Genomic DNA, 20065 nt, shown 5'->3' with positions numbered 1-20065 from the left:
CGCGGCTTCCCTCGCCGTGCTGTTTCCCGTGTCTCACCCCACCGGTGCCCCCCCGGCAAATGCGCGCCGCCCCGGGCCCGTCCGGGCCCGGGGCCGCCGCACGGGGCCTTCGTCAGTGCACGCCCTCGAAGAGGCTCGTGACCGAGCCCTCCTCGAACACCTCGCGGATCGCGGCCGCGATAGACGGGGCGATGGACAGCGTGGTGATCTTGTCCAGCTGGAGCTGCGCCGGGGTGGGCAGCGTGTTGGTGAACACGAACTCGCTCACCCGCGAGTTCTTCAGCCGGTCCGCGGCCGGGCCGGAGAGCACACCGTGGGTGGCGGCCACCAGGACGTCCGCGGCGCCGTTCTCGAACAGCGCGTCAGCGGCGGCGCAGATGGTGCCGGCGGTGTCGATCATGTCGTCGACCAGGACGCAGACCCGGTCCTTGACGTCACCGACGACGTCGGCCGACAGGATGGTGTTGGCCTGGGTGATGTCGCGGCGCTTGTGGATGATCGCCAGCGGCGCGTCCAGGCGGTCGCACCACTGGTCGGCCACCTTCACCCGGCCGGCGTCCGGCGAGACGACGGTGAGCTTGGAGCGGTCCACCTTCTCGCCGATGTAGTCGGCCAGCAGCGGCAGCGCGAACAGGTGGTCCACCGGGCCCTCGAAGAAGCCCTGGATCTGCGCGGTGTGCAGGTCCACCGCCATCAGGCGGTCGGCTCCGGCCTGGCGCAGCAGGTCGGCGACCAGGCGGGCCGAGATCGGCTCGCGGCCCAGGTGCTTCTTGTCCTGGCGGGCGTACCCGTAGAACGGCAGGATCGCGGTGATGCTCTTGGCGGAGGCCCGCTTCAGCGCATCGATCATGATCAGCTGTTCCATGATCCACTGGTTGATGGGAGCCGTGTGGCTCTGCATCACGAAGCAGTCCGCGCCTCGCGCCGACTCCAGGAAGCGGACGTAGATCTCGCCGTTGGCGAAGTCGAGGGCCTTGGTCGGGACCAGCTCGGTCCCCAGCGCCTCGGCAACCTCCTTCGCCAGCTCCGGGTGGGCACGGCCGGAGAAGAGCTTCAGCTTCTTCTCACCCGACGTCGTGATCCCGCTCACTGCACCGTCTCCTCGCGTTGCGGACGCTGAACCCCTCCCCCGCGGAGGGCAGGCGCAGCCCGCACTCACGGGGGATCGGGGAATTGTCGGTACGCCTGGACACGGGCGGTAAGCCCAGTGGCGCACGTACGTCCTCCAGGTTACGCGCCCGCGCAGAAACCGTCCGCCCCGGGACCGCCCTGCGGGCGCACCGCCCGTCCCGTCAGGCCTCGACGGCCCCGTCCGCCGCGGCCTTCGCGGCCTGCGCGGACGTGGTTCCGGGGCGCTTGCGCTCGACCCAGCCCTCGATGTTGCGCTGCTGCGCCCGGCCCACGCCCAGTGCGCCGGGCGGAACGTCGTTGGTGATCACCGAGCCGGCCGCGGTGTAGGCGCCGTCACCGACGGTGACCGGGGCGATGAACATGTTGTCCGAACCGGTGCGGCAGTGCGCGCCGACGACCGTGCGGTGCTTGTTGATCCCGTCGTAGTTCACGGTGACCGAGGCCGCGCCGATGTTGGCGCCCTCGCCGATGGTGGCGTCGCCGATGTAGGAGAGGTGCGGCACCTTGGCGCCCTCGCCCAGCTCGGAGTTCTTCACCTCGACGTAGGTGCCGACCTTCGCCTTGCGGGCCAGCTTCGCGCCCGGCCGCAGGTAGGCGTACGGGCCGACGGCGGCCAGCTCGCCGATCTCCGCGCGGTCGGCCGTGGTGTTGCTCACACGGGCGCCGGCGCCGATCAGGGTGTCCTTCAGGGTGGAGTTCGGGCCCGCCTCGCAGCCCTCGCCCAGGTGGGTGGCGCCCTGCAGCTGGGTGTTCGGCAGCACCACGGCGTCCGGCTCGTACGAGACCTGCACGTCGAACCATGTGGTCGCCGGGTCCACCACGGTGACGCCGGCGCGCATCGCCTGCTCCAGCAGGCGGTCGTTCAGCAGCCGGCGGGCCTGCGCCAGCTGGACCCGGTCGTTGATGCCCAGGATGTCCCGGTGGTCCTCGGCGACCACGGCGCCGACCCGGTGCCCGGCCTTGCGCAGGATCTCCAGGGTGTCGGTCAGGTACTCCTCGCCCTGCGAGTTGTCCGTGGTGAGCTCGGCCAGCGCCTCGACCAGCAGCTTGGCGTCGAAGGCGAAGACGCCCGAGTTGATCTCGGTGATCGCGCGCTGGGTGTCGCTGGCGTCCCGCTCCTCGACGATCGCGGCGACGGTGCCGTCCTCGTCGCGCAGGATGCGGCCGTAGCCGAAGGGCTCGGGGACGACGGCGGTCAGCACGGTGACCCCGTTCTGCTGCGCGGCGTGCGCGTCCGCCAGTCGGCGCAGGGTGCGCCCGGTCAGCAGCGGCGAGTCCCCGGCGGTGACGATCACGGTGCCGTCCAGCACCACACCGTCCGCGGTCAGCGCCTCCAGCGCCGTGCGCACCGCGTGCCCGGTCCCGTTCTGCTCCTCCTGCACCACCGGCCGCACCGCCGGGTAGTGCGCCGCCAGGTGCCCCTCCACCTGCTCGCGCTGGTGGCCGACCACCACCACGAGCTGCGCCGGCGTCAGTTCCGCGGCCGCCGAGACCGCGTGACCCACCAGCGAGCGCCCGCACACCTCGTGCAGCACCTTGGGCAGCTTGTTCGACTTCATCCGGGTCCCGCCACCGGCGGCGAGCACGACAACGGCGGCAAGCGAATTGGCACCCATGCGGGGAGGCTCCTCAGTAGGTTCACAGCGAGGGCAGAGCAGGCAGGCCCGGCCCGGACCCAGGCCGGTCGCCATTCGCACAGTCCGCCGAGCAGCACTGACAATACCGGCGAGGGGGGAAACGCCCGAACCTGAGGCGCGCAGAGGCTCCGCCGCTAGGATTCGAACCCAGACAAAGGCCTCCAAAGGGCCCTGTGCTGCCATTACACCACGGCGGACAGTCGTGTCAGACCCTACCCGAGTCGACCCCCCCGTGGGTATCAACCAGCCCGATCCGCGGGCGCGGATCCGCCGCGGCGGATCGAACACCGCGGGCCCGGGGTTCATCCATCCAGTCGGGTGAATTCACTCAAGCGCCGCGCGGCAGTGTGTTCCCCTGGACACGGAGCGCAACCTACGATGCCGTAGGTTACGCCAACGTAGGCTCCGCTCTGTCCCGTTCGGGACGCCGCGAAGGGACGCCCCATGACCATCCAGGCCGGCCAGGCGCATGCGGGGGGCGCCGCGCTCCCCGATCCCTCCCCCGATTCCCCCCCCGATCCCTCCGCCGACGCCGCGACCCGGCTGTCCGCCACCCGTGGCGGGGAGAGACAGGGCTTCGCCGAGCGCCTCGCACTCGGCCTGTTCATCCTCGTGCCGTTCACCGCGCTGGTCGCCGCCGTGCCGGTGGCCTGGGGGTGGGGGCTGGGGTGGACGGACGTGGCGGTCACCGTCGCCATGTACTTCCTCACCTGCCACGGCATCACCGTCGGCTACCACCGCTACTTCACCCACAGCGCCTTCAAGGCCAACCGCCCGATGCGCCTGGTGCTGGCGATCGCCGGCAGCCTGGCCGTCGAGGGCCCGCTGGTGCGCTGGGTGGCCGACCACCGCAAGCACCACCGCTTCAGCGACAAGGACGGCGACCCGCACTCGCCCTGGCGCTACGGGGAGAGCGTCCCGGCGCTGATCAAGGGCCTCTGGTGGGCGCACATGGGCTGGATGTTCGACGAGGAGCAGACCTCTCAGCTCAGGTACGCCCCGGACCTGGTCCGCGACCCGGCCATAAGGCGGATCTCCCGGCTGTTCTGGCTCTGGACCACGATCTCGCTCCTGCTGCCCGCACTGGTCGGCGGCCTGGTGAGCCTGTCCTGGGAGGGCGCGCTGTCCGCCTTCTTCTGGGGGTCGCTGGTCCGCGTGGCGCTGCTGCACCACGTCACCTGGTCGATCAACTCGATCTGCCACGCGGTCGGCCGGCGCCCGTTCCGCTCCCGGGACCGCTCCGGCAACGTCTGGTGGCTCGCGGTGCTCTCCTGCGGCGAGTCCTGGCACAACCTGCACCACGCGGACCCGACCGCGGCCCGGCACGGGGTGCTCCGCGGACAGATCGACTCCTCGGCCCGGCTGATCCGCTGGTTCGAGCTGGCAGGCTGGGTCCGGGACGTCCGCTGGCCGGACGCGCAGCGGATCGCCGCCCGCCGCGCCGCATGAGGCGGCGCTTCCAGCATGATGTAGGGGTGAACGGGAGCAGCGCAGACAGCACAGGCGGTCACCACAGCACGCGGACGGACGCGGCGCCCGGAACGGCGCCGGTCCGTCCGCGGGCCGCTGCACCGGCGGGCACGCCCGCCAACGGGGGCACGGAACGAGGTACGGGCGGGGGCGCAGCCGCCTCGGCCCCGCGCCGCCGGGGCGGCCGGGTCCGGATGACCGGCAAGCAGCGCCGGGAGCAGCTGCTGGAGATCGGCCGGACGGTCTTCGCGGAGCGCGGCTACGACGGCACCTCGGTGGAGGAGATCGCCGAGCGCGCCGGGGTCTCCAAGCCCGTGGTGTACGAGCACTTCGGCGGCAAGGAGGGGCTGTACGCGGTGGTCGTGGATCGCGAGATGCAGCTGCTGCTGGACATGGTGACGGGGGCGCTCACCGGCGGGCACTCGCGCGAGCTGCTGGAGCAGGCCGCGTTCGCGCTGATGGACTACATCGACACCTCGACGGACGGCTTCCGGATCCTGGTCCGGGACTCGCCGGTGGCCCAGTCGACCGGCACCTTCGCCTCGCTGATCAGCGACATCGCGACCCAGGTCGAGGACATCCTGGGCCTGGAGTTCAAGTCCCGCGGCTTCGACGCCCGGCTGGCCCCGATGTACTCGCAGATGCTGGTCGGGATGGTCGCGCTGACCGGCCAGTGGTGGCTGGAGGTCCGCAAGCCGGACAAGGCGACGGTGGCGGCGCACCTGGTGAACCTGGCCTGGCACGGGCTGGAGGGCCTGGAGCGGCACCCGAAGCTGGTCGGCGACCGCAGGGGCTGAGCCCGCACCGGGCCGGGCCGCTACCGCTTCACCCCCACTACCGCTTCACCCCCACCGCGAAGATCCGCCGGAACGGGAACACCGTCCCGTACGGCCCGGCCGGGTAGGCCTCGCGCAGCAGCCGCCCGTACTCGGCGAGGAAGGCGGCCCGGTCGGCCGGGTCGACGAGCCCGGTGAGGACAGGTCGCAGGGCGCTGCCCTTGACCCACTCCAGCACCGGGTCCGGCCCCGGCAGCAGGGTGCGGTAAGTGGTCTCCCAGACGTCGGGGAGGCAGTCGGCGCCGGCCAGGGCGTCGAGGTAGCGCTCGGGCGGGTGGACGCCGGAGCGGACGGCGTCGGCGCCGAGGGCGTCGCGCCAGCGGGGGCTGCGGCGCAGGTCGGCGAGCAGGGTGTGGCTGGGGGCGTCGAAGTTGCCGGGGACCTGGAAGGCGACCACTGCGCCCGGGCGCAGCGCGGCGGCCCAGCGCGGGATCAGGTCGAGGTGGCCGTCGATCCACTGCAGGGTCGCGTTGGAGACGATCAGGTCGGGCCGGGCCGGGGCGGGGTCGTACGTGCGGGCGTCGGCGAGCAGGTAGTCGGCGGTGGGCTCGCCCTCGGTGCGGGCGGTGGCGAGCATCGGGGCGGAGTTGTCGATACCGGTGATCCGGGCCTGCGGCCAGCGTTCGCGCAGGACGGCGGTGGAGTTGCCCGGGCCGCAGCCGATGTCGAGGATCACGGCGCCGTGCGGATCCGGATCCGGGAGGACGGGGACGCGGGCGATCAGTTCGCGCAGCGGGCGGGTGCGTTCGTCGGCGAAGCGCAGGTACTGCGCCGGGTCCCAGACGGGGGTGGTCATGGCTCACCTCGCAGGTATCTCGACATCAAGATATCTCGTTGTAGCCTCGCTGGCACATTTCTCGACGTCAAGAGACTTCACATCGACACATCCACCGATACACTGATCGTCATGGAGGACGAGGTCGACAGGCTGGTCGCAGCATGGCGCCGAGAGCGCCCCGACCTCGACGTGGAGCCGCTTGAGGTGCTCAGCAGGGTCAGCCGGCTCGCCCGGCACCTGGACCGCGCCCGCCGCACCGCCTTCGCCGAGCACGGCCTGGAGCCCTGGGAGTTCGACGTCCTGACCGCCCTGCGGCGGGCCGGCTCCCCGTACCAGCTCTCCCCCGGCCAACTGCTGACCCAGACCCTGGTCACCTCCGGCACCATGACCAACCGGATCGACCGGCTCACCGGCAAGGGCCTGGTCAAGCGCCTGCCCGACCCGGACGACCGGCGCGGCGTCCTGGTCCGGCTGACCGACGACGGCCGGGACCGCGCCGACCAGGCGCTGGCCGGGCTGCTCGCGCACGAGCGCGAACTCCTCGCCCAGCTCAGTTCCGGACAGCAGGGCGAACTCGCCGCGCTGCTGCGGCTGCTGGTCGCGCCGTTCGACAACATCCCGGGCTGAGCCCCGTCCGCCGCCGTTCAGGGGGCGGAGGTGATGGACGGCGGCACCGCCGACTCGGCGGGGCTGACCCCGGCCCGGCGGGCGACCGCGACGGCGGCCAGGGTGGAGTGCACCCCGAGCTTGCCGAGCACGTTCTGCATGTGGGTGCGGACGGTGTGCGGCGACAGGTAGAGCCGCTCGGCGACGGCCTGCCGGCCCAGGCCCGCCACCATGCAGCGCAGGATCTGCTTCTCCCGCGGGGTGAGGGTGTCCACCAGCCGCTCGCTCTCGGTGCGGTCCCGCCGGGCGGTGGTGAGCTCGCGGATCACCCCGGTGAGCAGCGCCGGCGGCAGATGCGTCTCGTCCCGCAGCACGCCCCGGACCACGGCCAGCAGCCGGGCCAGCGAACTCTCCTTCGCCACCCAGCCGGTGGCGCCCGCGTGCAGCGCCCGGGCGGCACGGTGCGGGTCGTCGGCGGTGGCCAGGACGACGGCGCGCAGCCCGGGGTGGGCACGGCGCAGCCGGCCGAGCAGGGTGATGCCGTCGGGGGGCGGGGAGGCGGCCCTGAGCTGGTCGGCACGCAACTGCTCCGGGCGCAGCTGGTCGGCGCGGAGCTGATCGGAGCGCAACTGCTCCGGGCGCAGCTGGTCGGCGCGGAGCTGATCGGAGCGCAACTGCTCCGCGCGTAACTGGTCCGCCGGACGGGCGACGGTCGTCGGCGCCGCGGACCGGCGGGGCGGCGGGGCGGCCGGGGCCTGGCGGCGCCGGGCCTCCTCGGCCGGTTCGGCCCCCGGCCTGGCCCGGGCGCCCGCGGTCTCGGCCCCCAGGTCGGCGTCGATCAGCGCCACGTCGTAGGCCCGCCCCTCGGCGGCGGCGCGCTCCAGCGCCCGCTCGGCGGCGGCCGCGCTGCCCGCCGCACCCACCTCCACGTCGGGCTCGGCGGCGAGGGCCGCGGCCAGTGCCTCGGCGAAGATCCGGTGGTCGTCGACCACCAGGACCCGGATCCGCCCCATCGTCACTACCCCCCTGCTCAGAGCGCCCGAGCCCGGGAGCGGGGACCGGTCCGGCGGCGTGCTCCGGACCCGTCGCCCCGCCCGCCCACCGGTTGGCCGGTGAGGCCGAATCGACGCCGGCCCCCACCGGTACCGCACTCAGCGTACGGGCCGGGAAACTCCCCCGTGGTGGATTGGTGAACTTTCGCCAGGAGCTGTGTGGGTGGCTGGACTTGTTCGGCCCGGGCGATCCCGGGGGCACCTTCCGCACCCCCGGGGCCGTCCCGACTCGCCCCTGGTCAGCCGGCGTTCTTCTCCAGGGTGAACTTCCAGGCGTCGGCCACGATGTCGTCCAGGTTCGGGCGCCGCGGCGTCCAGCCCAGCTCCTGGTGAGCGCGCTCGGCGGAGGCCACCAGCACCGCCGGGTCGCCGGCCCGGCGACCGGCCACCTGCACCGGGATCTCCCGGCCGGTGACGCGCTTGACCGACTCGATCACCTCGTGCACCGAGAAGCCGCTGCCGTTGCCCAGGTTGCAGATCAGGTGCTCGCCCGGCTTGGCAGCGTCCAGCGCCAGCAGGTGCGCCTCGGCCAGGTCCGCGACGTGGATGTAGTCGCGGATGCAGGTGCCGTCCGGGGTCGGGTAGTCGTCGCCGTACACCGCGATGTGCGGGCGCTGGCCCAGTGCGGCCTGGAAGACCAGCGGGATCAGGTGCGACTCGGGGTCGTGGCGCTCACCGTAGGCGCCGTACGCGCCGGCCACGTTGAAGTAGCGCAGCGAGACGGCGGCCAGGCCGTGCGCGACGGCCTCGCTGGTGATCAGGTGGTCCACCGCGAGCTTGGTGGCGCCGTAGGTGTTGGTCGGCGCGGTGCGGGCGGTCTCGGCGATCGGCACCGCCTCCGGCTCGCCGTAGGTGGCGGCGGTGGAGGAGAACACCAGCTTGCGCACGCCCGCCGCGCGCATCGCGCTGATCAGCTCCAGCGAGCCGGCCACGTTGTTGCGCCAGTACTTCTCCGGGTCCACGACCGACTCGCCGACCTGCGAGGAGGCGGCGAAGTGCAGCACGCCGTCGAAGGAGCCGTCCAGCACCTTGCCGGCCTCCTGGATCCGCCCCTCGACGAACTCCGCACCGGCCGGGACGCCCTCGCGGAAGCCGGTCGACAGGTCGTCCAGGACGGTCACCTGGTGCCCCGCCTCCAGCAGGTGGGCGGCCACCACGCTGCCGACGTAGCCGGCGCCACCCGTGACCAGGTACTTACTCATGATGAGACCTCCAGCGGGCGATGGGTCCGCCCGGTCGGCGGCCATCGACGGAATGCGTACGACTGCCGCCAATTGTCCCTGCCCGGCGGGGTGCTCCCGACCACCGGGGTGGTCGCTCCCGGGCTTTCTCACCCACTCCTCAGCCGCTCTCCACAGTCACCGTCCTCAGCCGCCGGACATCCGCTCCAACAGGCCGGTGCGCGCGGCCACCGCGGCCGCCTCCAGCCGGGTGCGCGCGCCCAGCTTCATCAGCACCCGCTGGACGTGGGTACGGGCGGTGCTCGCGGCGATCCGCATCCCGGCGGCGATCGTCGCGGTGTCCTCGCCGTCCGCGATCCGGGCCAGCACCTGCACCTCACGGCGGGTCAGCAGTCGCAGCAGCCGGACCGCCTCGTCGTCCGGTTCGGCCACCGGGCGCAGCAGTTGGTCGAAGGCCCCGCGCAGGACGTCCACCGCCACCGCGGCCTCACCCGCCCGGGCCCGTCCGATCGCCCGCTCGACCACCTCGATCCGCTCGTCGCTGGGCACGTACCCGGCCGCGCCGGCCGCGAACGCCCCTGCCACGCCCCGCAGTTCACCGACCGGCCCGAGCACGATCACGGCCACCTCGGGGCGCTCCCGGTGGATCCGGCGCAGCCCGTCGAAGGCGCCGGGCTCCCCCGGCGCGGTCACGCCCAGCAGACACACCTCCGGCCGCCGCCCGGCCACCAGGTCGGCGGCGACGCCGGCCGGGGAGCCGACCGCGAGCACCCGATGGCCACGCAGTTGGAGCGCGGTGGCCAGCGCCTCGGCCAGCAGCCGATGGTCGTCGACCACCACGAGTCGAACGCCCATGACGCCCTCCCGGTCAGGGTCCGGCTCGCGCCCGCACCCCTCGGGCGGGCGGCCGATGACGCACCATCACAGCGCATTCCGCACCCGACCCGCTAGGCCACCGCGTGTCGGCGGTCCGGCCGGGCTCGGGGCTGGCCGGAGTCGGGCCCGGGCCGGCGGGCTCGGGAAACGCGAAAGACCCTCGCCGCGAGGCGAGGGTCTTTCAGTGGAGCCCCCATGCGGAATCGAACCGCAGACCTTCTCCTTACCATGGAGACGCTCTACCGACTGAGCTATAGGGGCTTGCCGGGTTTTTGTTTTCCCGGGCCGGTCGAACAAGGAAGACATTACACGGCCGTCGACCCGAAAGGGAAATCGGCCCCTCGGGCCTTCCCGGCCCGCCTCCGGTCCGCCTCCGGCCGCTCAGGCCTCGGGGTGCGCCGCGTCGAACTCCTCGCGGGCCGCGAGCATCTGCCGGGCGCGCCGCTCCGTCCAGCGACCGAGCGGGGAGACCAGCTCGGCCAGTTCCCGACCGAGCGGCAGCAGGTCGTAGACCACCCGCGGCGGCGTCTCCGGGAAGACCGTGCGGCGCACCAGCCCGTCGCGCTCCAGGGTGCGCAGCGACTGGGTGAGCATCTTGCGGCTGACCCCGCCGATCCCGCGCTGGAGTTCGGAGAAGCGCCGCGGCCCGCAGGCGGCCAGGCTCATCAGGATCAGCAGCGACCACTTGTCGGCCAGCTCGGCGAACATCTCGCGGCTCGGACAGAGCTGGGCGAAGACATCGAGCTCCAGCACCTGCCCGTGCGGCTGACTCTGCTCCCGGGCCGTTTCCTCCGTCGTCATACCGACCAGGGTAGCCCTGCGGTCTCCAATCCGCCCCTGGTAACCATTGGAGACCTGGTCTATATTGGAGACCGTTCGACGGACCGGGCGTCCGCAAGCTTCGCCCTGCCCGTCCCCGCCACTGCCCCACCGGCCCACCGCCGTCCCGTACAGGAGCGCCCCGCATGACCGCCATCCGCCCGACCGTCGCGATCGCCTACCACTCCGGCTACGGCCACACCGCCGTGATAGCCGAGGCCGTCGCCCGCGGCGCCGCCACCGCAGGTGCCGAGGTCGTCTCGATCGCCGTCGACACCATCACCGACGAGCAGTGGGCCCAGCTGGACGCCGCCGACGCGATCGTCTTCGGTTCCCCCACCTACATGGGCACCGCCTCCGGCGCCTTCCACGTCTTCGCCGAGGCCACCAGCAAGCGCTGGTTCACCGACGCCTGGAAGGACAAGGTCGCGGCCGGCTTCACCAACTCCGCCTCCAAGAGCGGCGACAAGGCCAGCACCCTCGGCTTCTTCCAGACCCTCGCCGCCCAGCACGGCATGAACTGGGTCAACCTCGGCCTCAAGCCCGGCTGGAACGCCACCACCGCCAGCGAGGACGACCTCAACCGCCTCGGCTTCTTCAGCGGCGCCGCCGCCTCCTCGCCCTCCGACGCCGGCGTCGAGGCCGTCCACAAGGCCGACATCGCGACCGCCGAGCACCTCGGCGAGCGCGTCGCCCGGCACACCGCGATCGTGCTGGCCGGCCGGGCCGCCCTGGCCGGCTGACCCCTCCCCGCGCCTGCGCCTACGCCGCCGGGTCCGTCCCCAGGACGGGCGCCCGGCGGCGTCCGCCGTCCACCGCCGCCAACTCCGCGCCCGTGGTCTCCGGCAACAGCCGCAGGCACCCCAGGGCCAGCACGCCCAGCCCCGCCAGGTACCAACCCGCCGGCTGCGCCGTCCCGTACGCCGCGGTCAGCCTGGTCGCCACCAGCGGCGTCGTCGCACCGCCGATCACCCCGCCCAGGTTGTACGTCAGCGCGGCCCCTGTGTAGCGCACCCGGGTCGGGAACAGCTCCGGCAGGAACGCCGCCACCGGCCCGAACACGCAGCCCAGCACCACCATCGCCCCCGCCAGCCCGACGAACATCAGCGGCCGCCGCACCGTCTCCAACAGCGGGAACACCACCAGCGACCAGCCCGCGGCGAGCCCCGTCGCCCACTGCAACGTCCGCCGCCGCCCCCACCGGTCACTGCGCGAGGCACTCAGCCACACCGTCACGGCCATCCCCGCCGCCCCGACCAGCAGCATCGACAGCACCAGCGTGCTCGCCACCCCGAGGCCGGACGTCGCGTACGCCAGCGCGTACGTCGTGGTCAGGTAGAACAGCGCGTACCCCACGGTGATCGCCCCGCCGCCCGCCAGCACCGGACGCCAGTGCTCGCGCAACACCTCCACCACCGGCGGCCGTTCCCTGCGCTCGTCCGTCCGGAACAGCGGGGACTCCTCGATCCGCAACCGCACGAACAGCCCCACCGCCACCAGCAACGTCGAGGCCAGGAACGGCACCCGCCAGCCCCACTGCCGGAACGCCCCCTCGTCCATGCCGAGTTGGAGCGCCAGGAACACCCCGTTGGCCAGCACGAACCCACCCGTCGGCCCCAACTGCAGGAACCCCCCGTACCGCCCCCGCCGCCCGGCCGGCGCATTCTCCGCGATCAGCAGCGCCGCCCCGCCCCACTCCCCGCCCAACCCGACGCCCTGGCACACCCGCAACACCACCAGCAGCACCGGCGACCACCACCCCCACACCGCGAACCCCGGCAACACCCCCACCGCCGCCGTCGCCAACCCCATCAACAGCAGCGACACCACCAGCGTCGCCTTCCGCCCCACCCGGTCACCGAAGTGCCCGAACACCACCGCCCCCAACGGCCGGGCCAGGAACGCCACCGCATACACCGAGAACGCCGCCAACAGCGCCCCCACCCTGCCCAGTTCGGGAAAGAACACCGGCCCGAACACCAACGCGGCCGCCGTCCCGTACAGAAAGAAGTCGTAGAACTCGATCGCCGTCCCGATCAACGCCGCAGCCGCCGCCCGCCGCAACTGCCCTACCCGCCAAGCACCCTCCGCATCCATACCACCAACCCTCACCGCAGGCCCCACGCCCGACCATCCGCCACCCGAGTGACCCCGGCGCACACCCGCGACCCTCACGCCGGAGCGCGTCGGTGGCCTCCACCCCCGTCTTGGGGTGGAGGCCACCAGACCTCGGGCGCGGGCGGCAGCCAGCCGGGTGCAGCCAGACGGTCCAGGTCGACGCGCTGTGAGCCGCCGTCTACGGGCCACACGGCAGGCCCACGAGCCGGGCCGCGCCCGCCAGGCCAACGTACGTGGGCGAAACGCCGAGGACGATGAGCCTCGAGGGTGAAGCGCAGCGCCTGCAGGACCAGGAACAGGCCCTCCTGGCAGCCCGCCCTCACGACGACCGCCTCAGCGGGGACGTCGATGCCCTCGTCCAGGACGAGGTGGTCGCGAACCAAGTGCGCGACCACACCCTTGGCCAGGCCGTGCTGCAGCAAGGTGCGGGGTCTCGCTCAACCATCGGGGAGCCTCATTCGTTCTGGCCTCACCCCACCCGATCGGCGCCCACCCTTGAAGGCTCAATGATCCGCTAAAATTCTGTGTCATATTTTCGAATAATTACGGCTCCGGGCGGTGCGCTGGATCCGGAACGAACCGCCGGGGGGCGAACGTGGCAGATCCTGATGCGTCCTTGGAATTCAAGGTCAACCCTGCCGAACTGGACGGCTGTGGACAGAGCGCGCAGCACATCGGGGGTCCGATACCGGGTGAGACTGCGAAGATCACTGAGCCGTACAACCAGGCCGCCGGGACCCTGAAGGGCTGGCGCACGGCCGCCGCGGTGCACGACTGCGACGCCAACTGGAAGACGCTGCTGGACAAGCTCGGCGGCGACATGGGCGGTGTCGGCTCCAAGCTCGCCACCTCCGCCGGCTACTACCGCCAGGTCGAGAAGGACGTCCACGGGCACCTCAAGAGCCAAGGCGGTGGGGCGGCGACCACGGACGAACCCGATCCCTTCGGCACCGTGCTGACCCCGACCGGCGGGAAGGCCCAGTAGTCGATGGACATCAAGACGCTCTACGACGCCAACATCAACAACATCACGATCGCGAAGAACGCCTTCGATAAGCTCTACTCGGCCTTCGGCCAGCACATGGAGAACTGGCAGCACGAGGTCGCCGACCGGCTGGCCAACTCGCACTGGACCGGAACCGCCTCCGACCACGCCCAAGCCCGAATCCGGTTCCTGGGCACCGAACTCCAGTCCGCGCACACGGAACTCGACCTCGTCAGCAAGGCGCTCGCCAAGGCCGCCGAACAATTCGCGCTGGCCCAGGCCCACTTGGTCTACGCCCTCGACGACGCCAAGAACGCGAAGCTCAATGTCGCCCCCGACGGCGGCATCACCTGGGACAAGGAGCCCACGTCCCCGAACTACGCGGGCGCCGGCGCCGAGACGACGGCCATCGCCATCAGCAACCGCATCACCGCCGCACTCAACGAAGCCGACCACGCGGACCAGGAGATCAGCGCCCGGCTGAACCACTTCGCGAGCAACGCCGGCAACGGCCTCGGCCTGGACGCCGCCACGGTGGCGAAGGATCTCACCGCATCGAACGCTGGTGAGCAGGCTCCCCCCGCAGGCACCGACCCGACCAGCGTCAAGAAGTGGTGGAACGGCCTCACCGAGACCGAGCGGCAGAACTTCATCCACGACCACCCTGACCAGATCGGCAACCTCGACGGCGTCCCCGCCATCGCCCGCGACCAGGCCAACCGCGTCAGGATGAAGCAGACCAAGCAGGACCTCCAGCTCCAACTCGACCATCTTGGCCCCGAGCCACCACAGAAGATCGACGGCCCGCAGGGGCCCGTCACCAACCCGGACTACATGGCCTGGGATGCCAAGAACATCCTCCTGAGGGAGAAACTCAAGGGAATCGCCGACATCGAGAGCCGTCTAGGAGGCGCCAAGCTGGCAGCCCGTGACAACACGCCGGCCTTCCTCCTCGGGTTCGACACCACCAAGGGCAACGGCCGGGCGATCGTCTCGGTCAACAACCCCGACACCGCCGACAACGTCGTGACCTTCGTCCCCGGCACCACCTCCAGGTTCGCAGCGGTCAGCGGTGACGTCGACAAGGCGGATGAGATGGTGAAGGCGGCCACCAAGGTGGACGGCACCAAGTCCACCGCAGCGATCGCGTGGGTCGGGTATGACGCACCCCAGAACAAGTTCCCGGACGCGGCCATGGACAGGTACGCCGATGACGCGAAGCAGGATTTGGCCCGATTCCAGGTCGGGCTGCGCTCGACCCATGAGGGCGCACCCTCGCACAACACCCTCATGGGTCATAGCTATGGAACAGTTGCGGTTGGTCACACCATGCGCGACCTCAAGCCGCCCGTCGACGACATCGTTCTCGTCGGCAGCCCCGGTGTCGGTGTCGACCACGCAAAAGACCTGAACATCGACCCTTCCCACGTCTATGTCGCCCGGGGCAGTCAGGACACCGGGATCGCGGTGACAGCGGAGCTGATCAAGCGGTTCGGAGAGGATCCGATGGATCCTCATTTCGAAGCTCAGCACCTGTATGCCGGAGACAGCGATCACTCCCACTACTGGGACCCCAAGGGGGACGCCATCAAGGAATTCGGCAAGGTCATCACCGGCACGTGGCAGCCATCATGACGAAAGTGACCCGCCGACACCCCACCAAAGCCGTGCGACTAGCGCTTCCGGCCATCGCCGTCCTGCTGACGGCCACCTCCTGCGCCGGTACGGACGATGGCCCGACGATGACCCATGAGCAGGCCAAACAGAAGACCGAGTCGTACTTCGCCGACGCCTTCGCCGCCCTCCCGCAACCCGTGACCGCGGTCACCGATCGGGACAGCGACGGCATGTGCTTCAAGAACGATGCCCCTTCGGAGGAAGACGGCCGGACCATGGCCGTAACCTCCCGTTACCTACGAGGCATCCCGGCCGACCACCATGCCGCCACCTTCGACGCCTTCCGTGACCACCTCGTCAAAGCCGGATTCGAGGTCACCAGCAGCCACCCTGACGCCATCTTCCTCAAGAATCCGAAAGACGGTTTCAGAGCCTCCATCGACGACGGCGGCGACTGGAGCACCACCCTGACCATCGGCTTCGTCTCCCCTTGCGTCTGGCCCAACGGCACCAAGCCACCGCCCGCGTGAGTTGGCCACATGAACCTACCGACGCAAACTCCACAGCACACCCGATCGTCCCGACCCCGACGAACCGCACAAGCCGCCCTGCTGTGCCTGCTACCCGCAGGCCTCCTCGTCGTCTCCGCCTGCGGGAGCGACAGCCCGTCGATGACCCTCGGACAGGCCGAGGAGAAGGTCAAGGTAGACGCCTCCGGTGCGCTGGCGGTGCTTCCCGACAAGGACTCGGTGAAGGTCTCCGAGCCGCTGGTGGACAAGGACGCATGCGAGCTCGGACCGGTGGGTTCGATCCAGACGTACATGCCGTACATCAGCTACAAGCTGCGCGGGATCCCCGGGCCGAAGGTGCATGGCGTCTTCGAGGCGGTAAGGCAGCGGCTGAAGCAGGACGGCTTCTCCGTCGAGCGCAGCGACGATAAGCGACTGGACCTGACCAACGACGCGAACAAGTTCACCGCCTCGGTCGTGGTGGGCGAGCCCGACACAGCGCCGGACACCCTCTACCTGACCGTCCTGGCCCCCTGCGTCAAACCCGGCAACAGCCCCGGGGCCTCCACAAGCAACTGACCGCGAATATGCCCGGTGCGGGCGACGGCGCGATGGAGGTCGTCACCGCACCCATCGTGCCCCCGGAGCAATCACCAGGGTGACGAAACCAAGCAGAACACCACCAGCCCGGGCCAGGCAGCGAGCAGGGACTGCGGGCAGGACGGACCCAAGGCGGCCAACGGCCCCAGTCGCGGCCTGGACGGACGCCACTGTGGTTCCCCCGGGATGCGGCGGGGGCGGGGCGCGCCGTCGATCGGGCGCCTGGAAGGACGGACAGCAGCCGCCGAGTCGCCGAGTCGCCGACGGATTCGGCCACGGGGCCGCGCACCGCCCGCGCACTGCTCAGGTGACTGCGGGACGCGACCGAAGGCGTCAGTCCGGCCGAGACCGGCGCCAGCGCAGCCGCCCCTCGCCGGAGCGAGGGGCCATCGAGCTGCAATCAAATGTTGAGTCCGCCGTGGTGATCGAACTCGCCCGCCTTGGCGCCCTGGATGAACATCGCAAACTTGGCCCGGGTGGTGCGGACGACTATGTCCTCGTCGTCAGACTCGCGAAGTTCGACGACGCCGTCCACCGTACGCACCTCGACGCACTCGTTGGTCGCGCCGCTGTAGGTCGACTTCTGCCACTTGGGCTCAGGCATACCTGTCCTCAACTTCCTTCTTGACGGACCAGATCAGGTCTCGCGACGCATCCTCGGACAGCGCCATGGAGTCCATTCGGGCGAAGACGGCTCGATGCTTGGCCAGGTCTGCCGTCCGGCCACCACCCCGCCGACGATCGGCAGCGCACTGCCCGACCCGGACGACGCCTCGGCCTTCGGCTGCACGGTCGGAGCAGCGCCGGCCGCCGCTTCGGACGGGCTCTCGGCGGGAGTCGACGACGTCGGAACCGGCGAGGTGGGAACCGGCGAACTCGGCGAGGCCGGCACGGCAGACGGCGTGACTGCATCAGCCGGGAGGGGAGACACATCCGCCGGACCTGGATCGCCGGGATCCGTCAGCGCGATCCGGGGCCGTACCGCGCCCCAACCCGCGTCATCCGTGCGGACGGTCCCACCATTCGGCCTGCCTGCGGTATTGATTAGCACCCGCAGAACCTGATTCGCCGACCAGTCCTTGTGAACCGCCCAGACCAGTGCCGCCGAAGCCGACACCAAGGCGGCTCCATCGGACGTGCCATGGCTCTTGCAGTAACCGGTGGAGGCGGTACAAGCCGCGATGATGTCCTTACCAGGTGCCACAAGAGCAACTTGCGGCCCCCTCTCGGATTCCTCCGTCACATTGCCATTTTGATCGAAGGCCCCGACCCCCACGACATTCGGCAGTGCCCCCGGATATTCGACGGGGTTGCCCTTCTGTGCGGAGTTTCCAGCGCTGGCAACCACGAGCACACCCTTCGCCCGCGCGTTCGCCAGAATCTGGTTGATCTTGGCTACGTCGCCGGGAGAAGCAGTGACTTCGGCCCTCCCCTGCGAGATGTTGATGACCTTGGCGCCCTGGTCGACCGCATAGTTCACGGCCTGGCCGATCTGGCCAAGGAAGTCAGCCGAGATGACAGTTCCCTCAGACCCATTGTTGATCTTCAATGGAAGGATCTTTGCCCCGGGTGCGAGACCGTAGGCTCCATTCCCTCCTCGGTTCTTGCCGATACCAGCGATGAGGCTGGCCATTCCCGTCCCGTGCCCTTCCGGGTCAGAACCCACCCCTCCCGAGCTGCCGCTGAAATCCTTCCCCGGCAGGAACTGCCCGACGAGATCTGGATGATCCAGCTTGAACCCGCTGTCGATCACCGCAACCGTGATCCCGTCCCCCTTCGAGATCTTCCACATCTCCGGGGCGTGCATGGTGTCCAGATGCCACTGATCAGCACGGATCGAATCGTCAGCAACCGCAGGCGCCGCAACCGGCACGACAAGAACTCCCGCAGCCAAGAGTGCCACTGCGAGCATCCGCCGACTCGCTAGCTTCCGCCCCATCACAACTCCTCGTCGTATTCTCAGCAGCCCGGGAAACACGGCACCGAACAGCTCTGCCCGGCCACTGGGGCAAGCCCAGGGGCCGGGCAGTCGCTGCCGTCCTACTCAACCACGTCCGGGTTGCTGTGCGGCGTACCGCTGGTCCAGGTCTCCTCGTCCTCGTGCAGATAGTCAGCACGCTTGCGGCGGTCGCGCTCGTTCCGCCCACCGTGGCCCCCCACACCCGGGGCCATCATGCCGTTCTGCCCGGACCGGGCGCCGCCTTCGGTGCGGTCGGCGGTCGTAAGGGACCGGCCGCCGGCGGGGAGTTCACGCCGGGCGGTACGGGTCTGTGCAACCGTGCGGCCACAACGGGAGCTGCCGGCCACTGATCAGCTGAATCGAGACCCACCTGCGAGAGCAGGCGACGCCGCCGCCCCCACCGCACACGTGCTCGCAAGCCCGACGACAACAAGCCGCCGAGCCCACGTCCAGCGGCTCCCCACCCTGACTCCCCCACAACAGCAAGACCGTGCGAACTACTTCGCGTACGGGTTGTCCTTCGGCGCCACCGGGGGCTCGTACGACGGCGGAGGCGGAGGAATCGGCGGGATACCAGCCTCAGGCCGCACAACCGACTTCCGCCGCCGCACCACGGCGAACACCACACCGGCGACCAGCACCAACCCGGCCACCACGGCACCCACGATCGGCACCGCGCTGCCACCCGACCCGGACGACGCCTCAGCCTTCGGCTGCGAACTCGGCGGGCCCACTGCCACCTCGGTCGGGCTCGCGACGGGAGTCGGCGCCGACGACGTAGGAGCGGACGAACTCGCAGACGCAGAGGGGCTCGCCGAGGGTGAAGGATTCGTCACCGGAACCGGAGACACATCTGCCGGACCAGGATCCCCCGGGTCCGTCAAAGCAATCCGGGGGCGCACCGCGCCATAGCCGACGTCATTGTTTCGAACGGATCCGTCACTCGGCTTCCCTGCCGTATTGATCAGAACCCGCAGAACCTGATTCTCGGTCCACTCCTTGTGTGCTGACCAGACCAGCGCCGCAGCGGCAGACACCAAGGCGGAGGAATCAGAGGTACCGTGACTCTTGCAATAGCCAGTGGGTGAAGTACACGCCGCAATCATATCCATTCCCGGTGCGGCGAGAAGTACCTGCGGACCCTGCTCGGACTCGGCCGTAGTGATTACGTCACGATCGACCGCCCCCACGCCCACGATGCCGGGAAGAGCTCCCGGATACTCGACCGGATTCCCCTTCTGCGCTTCGTTGCCAACGCTCGCGACGATGAGGACGCCTCTCGCCCTAGCTGCGGCGACAATGCTTTTCAGCTTGGCAACATCATCCGGCAAGGGGAGCGCCGCCTCCATGCCCTGGGAGATATTGATCACCTTAGCCCCCTGATCGACGGCATAATTGATCGCTTGACCGATCTGGCCTAGGAATTCAGAGGAAAGCAACGGCCCGACAGACCCATTGTTGATCTTCAGTGGAAGAATCTTGACACTCGGAGCCAATCCCTGAGCGCCTGTCCCTCCCATGCCCTTCCCGGTCCCGGCGATCAGGCTTGCGATGCCTGTGCCGTGTCCATCGCCGAAGGACCCCACACCACCAGGGCTACCGCTGAAATCCTTGCCCGGAAGGAACTGTCCCTCCAAATCCGGATGGTCGAGCTTGAACCCACCGTCGATCACGGCGACCGTGATCCCCTGCCCCTTGGACACCTTCCACATCTCCGGGGCGTGCATCGCATCCAGATGCCACTGCTGCTGCCGGATCGTGTCCTCGGCAACAGCCGGTGTTGCGACCGGGCCAACTACGACTCCCGCCGCCAGAAGCGCCGCAGCAGCAGCCCGCCAACGCGCTCGCGCGTTCGTCCGCCCCATCACAACTCCTCGTCAATCTCTCCGC

At 70.4% G+C, this 20065-nt stretch carries 19 protein-coding genes and 2 tRNA genes; 8 read left to right on the top strand and 13 right to left on the bottom strand.

Annotated elements, in window-relative coordinates; translation table 11 throughout:
- Positions 1-112: 112 nt before the first annotated feature.
- From ACIRYZ_RS34120 to ACIRYZ_RS34110, 3 genes are all read right to left on the bottom strand, one after another.
- Positions 113-1090, bottom strand: coding sequence for a ribose-phosphate diphosphokinase (locus ACIRYZ_RS34120; RefSeq protein ID WP_402951919.1), 978 nt, complete (start codon positions 1088-1090; stop codon positions 113-115).
- A 202-nt stretch (positions 1091-1292) separates the two neighbouring features.
- Positions 1293-2747 carry a bifunctional UDP-N-acetylglucosamine diphosphorylase/glucosamine-1-phosphate N-acetyltransferase GlmU gene (gene glmU / locus ACIRYZ_RS34115; RefSeq protein WP_402951917.1) on the bottom strand — a complete coding sequence of 485 codons (1455 nt, stop codon included), beginning with the start codon at positions 2745-2747 and terminating at the stop codon, positions 1293-1295.
- Between the two features lie 147 nt (positions 2748-2894).
- Positions 2895-2965, bottom strand: a tRNA-Gln gene (locus tag ACIRYZ_RS34110).
- Between the two features lie 247 nt (positions 2966-3212).
- Between ACIRYZ_RS34110 and ACIRYZ_RS34105 the strand changes: the two genes are divergently transcribed.
- Both ACIRYZ_RS34105 and ACIRYZ_RS34100 read left to right on the top strand, forming a co-directional pair.
- Positions 3213-4217 (top strand): acyl-CoA desaturase, encoded by a 1005-nt coding sequence (locus tag ACIRYZ_RS34105; protein WP_402951915.1) that lies wholly within the window; start codon positions 3213-3215, stop codon positions 4215-4217.
- Positions 4218-4432: 215 nt separating this feature from the next.
- Positions 4433-5035 carry a TetR/AcrR family transcriptional regulator gene (locus ACIRYZ_RS34100; RefSeq protein ID WP_350629600.1) on the top strand — a complete coding sequence of 201 codons (603 nt, stop codon included), beginning with the start codon at positions 4433-4435 and terminating at the stop codon, positions 5033-5035.
- 37 nt (positions 5036-5072) lie between these two features.
- Here ACIRYZ_RS34100 and ACIRYZ_RS34095 read toward each other — a convergent pair whose 3' ends face one another.
- A complete protein-coding gene (locus ACIRYZ_RS34095) occupies positions 5073-5870 on the bottom strand; it encodes a methyltransferase domain-containing protein (protein ID WP_402951913.1) in 798 nt (265 codons plus the stop codon).
- A 111-nt stretch (positions 5871-5981) separates the two neighbouring features.
- On the opposite strand from ACIRYZ_RS34095, the gene ACIRYZ_RS34090 reads away from it, so the two are divergent.
- Complete coding sequence (locus ACIRYZ_RS34090; RefSeq protein WP_380411794.1) at positions 5982-6479, top strand: MarR family winged helix-turn-helix transcriptional regulator; 498 nt, start codon at positions 5982-5984, stop codon at positions 6477-6479.
- A gap of 17 nt (positions 6480-6496) precedes the next feature.
- Here the strand turns inward: ACIRYZ_RS34090 and ACIRYZ_RS34085 are convergent, their stop codons facing one another.
- The 5 genes from ACIRYZ_RS34085 to ACIRYZ_RS34065 all read right to left on the bottom strand — a co-directional run bounded on the left by ACIRYZ_RS34085 (position 6497) and on the right by ACIRYZ_RS34065 (position 10368).
- The gene (locus ACIRYZ_RS34085; protein ID WP_402951911.1) at positions 6497-7471 is read right to left on the bottom strand and encodes a LuxR C-terminal-related transcriptional regulator; all 975 of its coding nucleotides are present in this window, start codon (positions 7469-7471) and stop codon (positions 6497-6499) included.
- 278 nt (positions 7472-7749) lie between these two features.
- On the bottom strand, positions 7750-8712 hold the full coding sequence (gene galE, locus ACIRYZ_RS34080) for a UDP-glucose 4-epimerase GalE (protein ID WP_402951909.1): 963 nt from the start codon (positions 8710-8712) through the stop codon (positions 7750-7752).
- Positions 8713-8877: 165 nt separating this feature from the next.
- Positions 8878-9546, bottom strand: coding sequence for a LuxR C-terminal-related transcriptional regulator (locus ACIRYZ_RS34075; protein ID WP_402951907.1), 669 nt, complete (start codon positions 9544-9546; stop codon positions 8878-8880).
- Positions 9547-9752: 206 nt separating this feature from the next.
- Positions 9753-9828: transfer RNA gene (locus ACIRYZ_RS34070), tRNA-Thr, on the bottom strand.
- Positions 9829-9948: 120 nt separating this feature from the next.
- Positions 9949-10368, bottom strand: a complete 420-nt coding sequence (locus ACIRYZ_RS34065) for a winged helix-turn-helix transcriptional regulator (protein WP_402951905.1) — start codon at positions 10366-10368, stop codon at positions 9949-9951.
- A 164-nt stretch (positions 10369-10532) separates the two neighbouring features.
- On the opposite strand from ACIRYZ_RS34065, the gene ACIRYZ_RS34060 reads away from it, so the two are divergent.
- Positions 10533-11129 (top strand): flavodoxin family protein, encoded by a 597-nt coding sequence (locus ACIRYZ_RS34060; protein ID WP_387615161.1) that lies wholly within the window; start codon positions 10533-10535, stop codon positions 11127-11129.
- A gap of 19 nt (positions 11130-11148) precedes the next feature.
- On the opposite strand, the gene ACIRYZ_RS34055 is transcribed toward ACIRYZ_RS34060, so the two are convergent.
- Positions 11149-12483, bottom strand: coding sequence for an MFS transporter (locus ACIRYZ_RS34055; protein ID WP_402951903.1), 1335 nt, complete (start codon positions 12481-12483; stop codon positions 11149-11151).
- A gap of 637 nt (positions 12484-13120) precedes the next feature.
- Here ACIRYZ_RS34055 and ACIRYZ_RS34050 point away from each other — a divergent pair.
- From ACIRYZ_RS34050 to ACIRYZ_RS34035, 4 genes are all read left to right on the top strand, one after another.
- On the top strand, positions 13121-13489 hold the full coding sequence (locus ACIRYZ_RS34050; protein ID WP_402951901.1) for a hypothetical protein: 369 nt from the start codon (positions 13121-13123) through the stop codon (positions 13487-13489).
- Between the two features lie 3 nt (positions 13490-13492).
- Positions 13493-15124, top strand: coding sequence for an alpha/beta hydrolase (locus ACIRYZ_RS34045; RefSeq protein WP_402951900.1), 1632 nt, complete (start codon positions 13493-13495; stop codon positions 15122-15124).
- Positions 15109-15636 (top strand): hypothetical protein, encoded by a 528-nt coding sequence (locus tag ACIRYZ_RS34040; RefSeq protein ID WP_402951899.1) that lies wholly within the window; start codon positions 15109-15111, stop codon positions 15634-15636. Before ACIRYZ_RS34045 ends, ACIRYZ_RS34040 begins: the two co-directional genes overlap by 16 nt.
- Positions 15637-15777: 141 nt before the next feature.
- The gene (locus ACIRYZ_RS34035; protein WP_402951898.1) at positions 15778-16194 is read left to right on the top strand and encodes a hypothetical protein; all 417 of its coding nucleotides are present in this window, start codon (positions 15778-15780) and stop codon (positions 16192-16194) included.
- 421 nt (positions 16195-16615) lie between these two features.
- On the opposite strand, the gene ACIRYZ_RS34030 is transcribed toward ACIRYZ_RS34035, so the two are convergent.
- The 3 genes from ACIRYZ_RS34030 to ACIRYZ_RS34020 all read right to left on the bottom strand — a co-directional run bounded on the left by ACIRYZ_RS34030 (position 16616) and on the right by ACIRYZ_RS34020 (position 20040).
- Positions 16616-16819, bottom strand: coding sequence for a DUF397 domain-containing protein (locus ACIRYZ_RS34030; RefSeq protein WP_402951896.1), 204 nt, complete (start codon positions 16817-16819; stop codon positions 16616-16618).
- 33 nt (positions 16820-16852) lie between these two features.
- Positions 16853-18127 carry a type VII secretion-associated serine protease mycosin gene (gene mycP / locus ACIRYZ_RS34025; RefSeq protein WP_402951895.1) on the bottom strand — a complete coding sequence of 425 codons (1275 nt, stop codon included), beginning with the start codon at positions 18125-18127 and terminating at the stop codon, positions 16853-16855.
- A 545-nt stretch (positions 18128-18672) separates the two neighbouring features.
- Positions 18673-20040 carry a S8 family serine peptidase gene (locus tag ACIRYZ_RS34020; RefSeq protein WP_402951893.1) on the bottom strand — a complete coding sequence of 456 codons (1368 nt, stop codon included), beginning with the start codon at positions 20038-20040 and terminating at the stop codon, positions 18673-18675.
- Between the last annotated feature and the right edge of the window lie 25 nt (positions 20041-20065).

The organism is Kitasatospora sp. NPDC101155 (assembly GCF_044768305.1).
Lineage (GTDB): Bacteria > Actinomycetota > Actinomycetes > Streptomycetales > Streptomycetaceae > Kitasatospora.
Note: the sequence above shows the minus strand (reverse complement) of the source record. Positions and strands in the feature narration are given on the sequence as shown.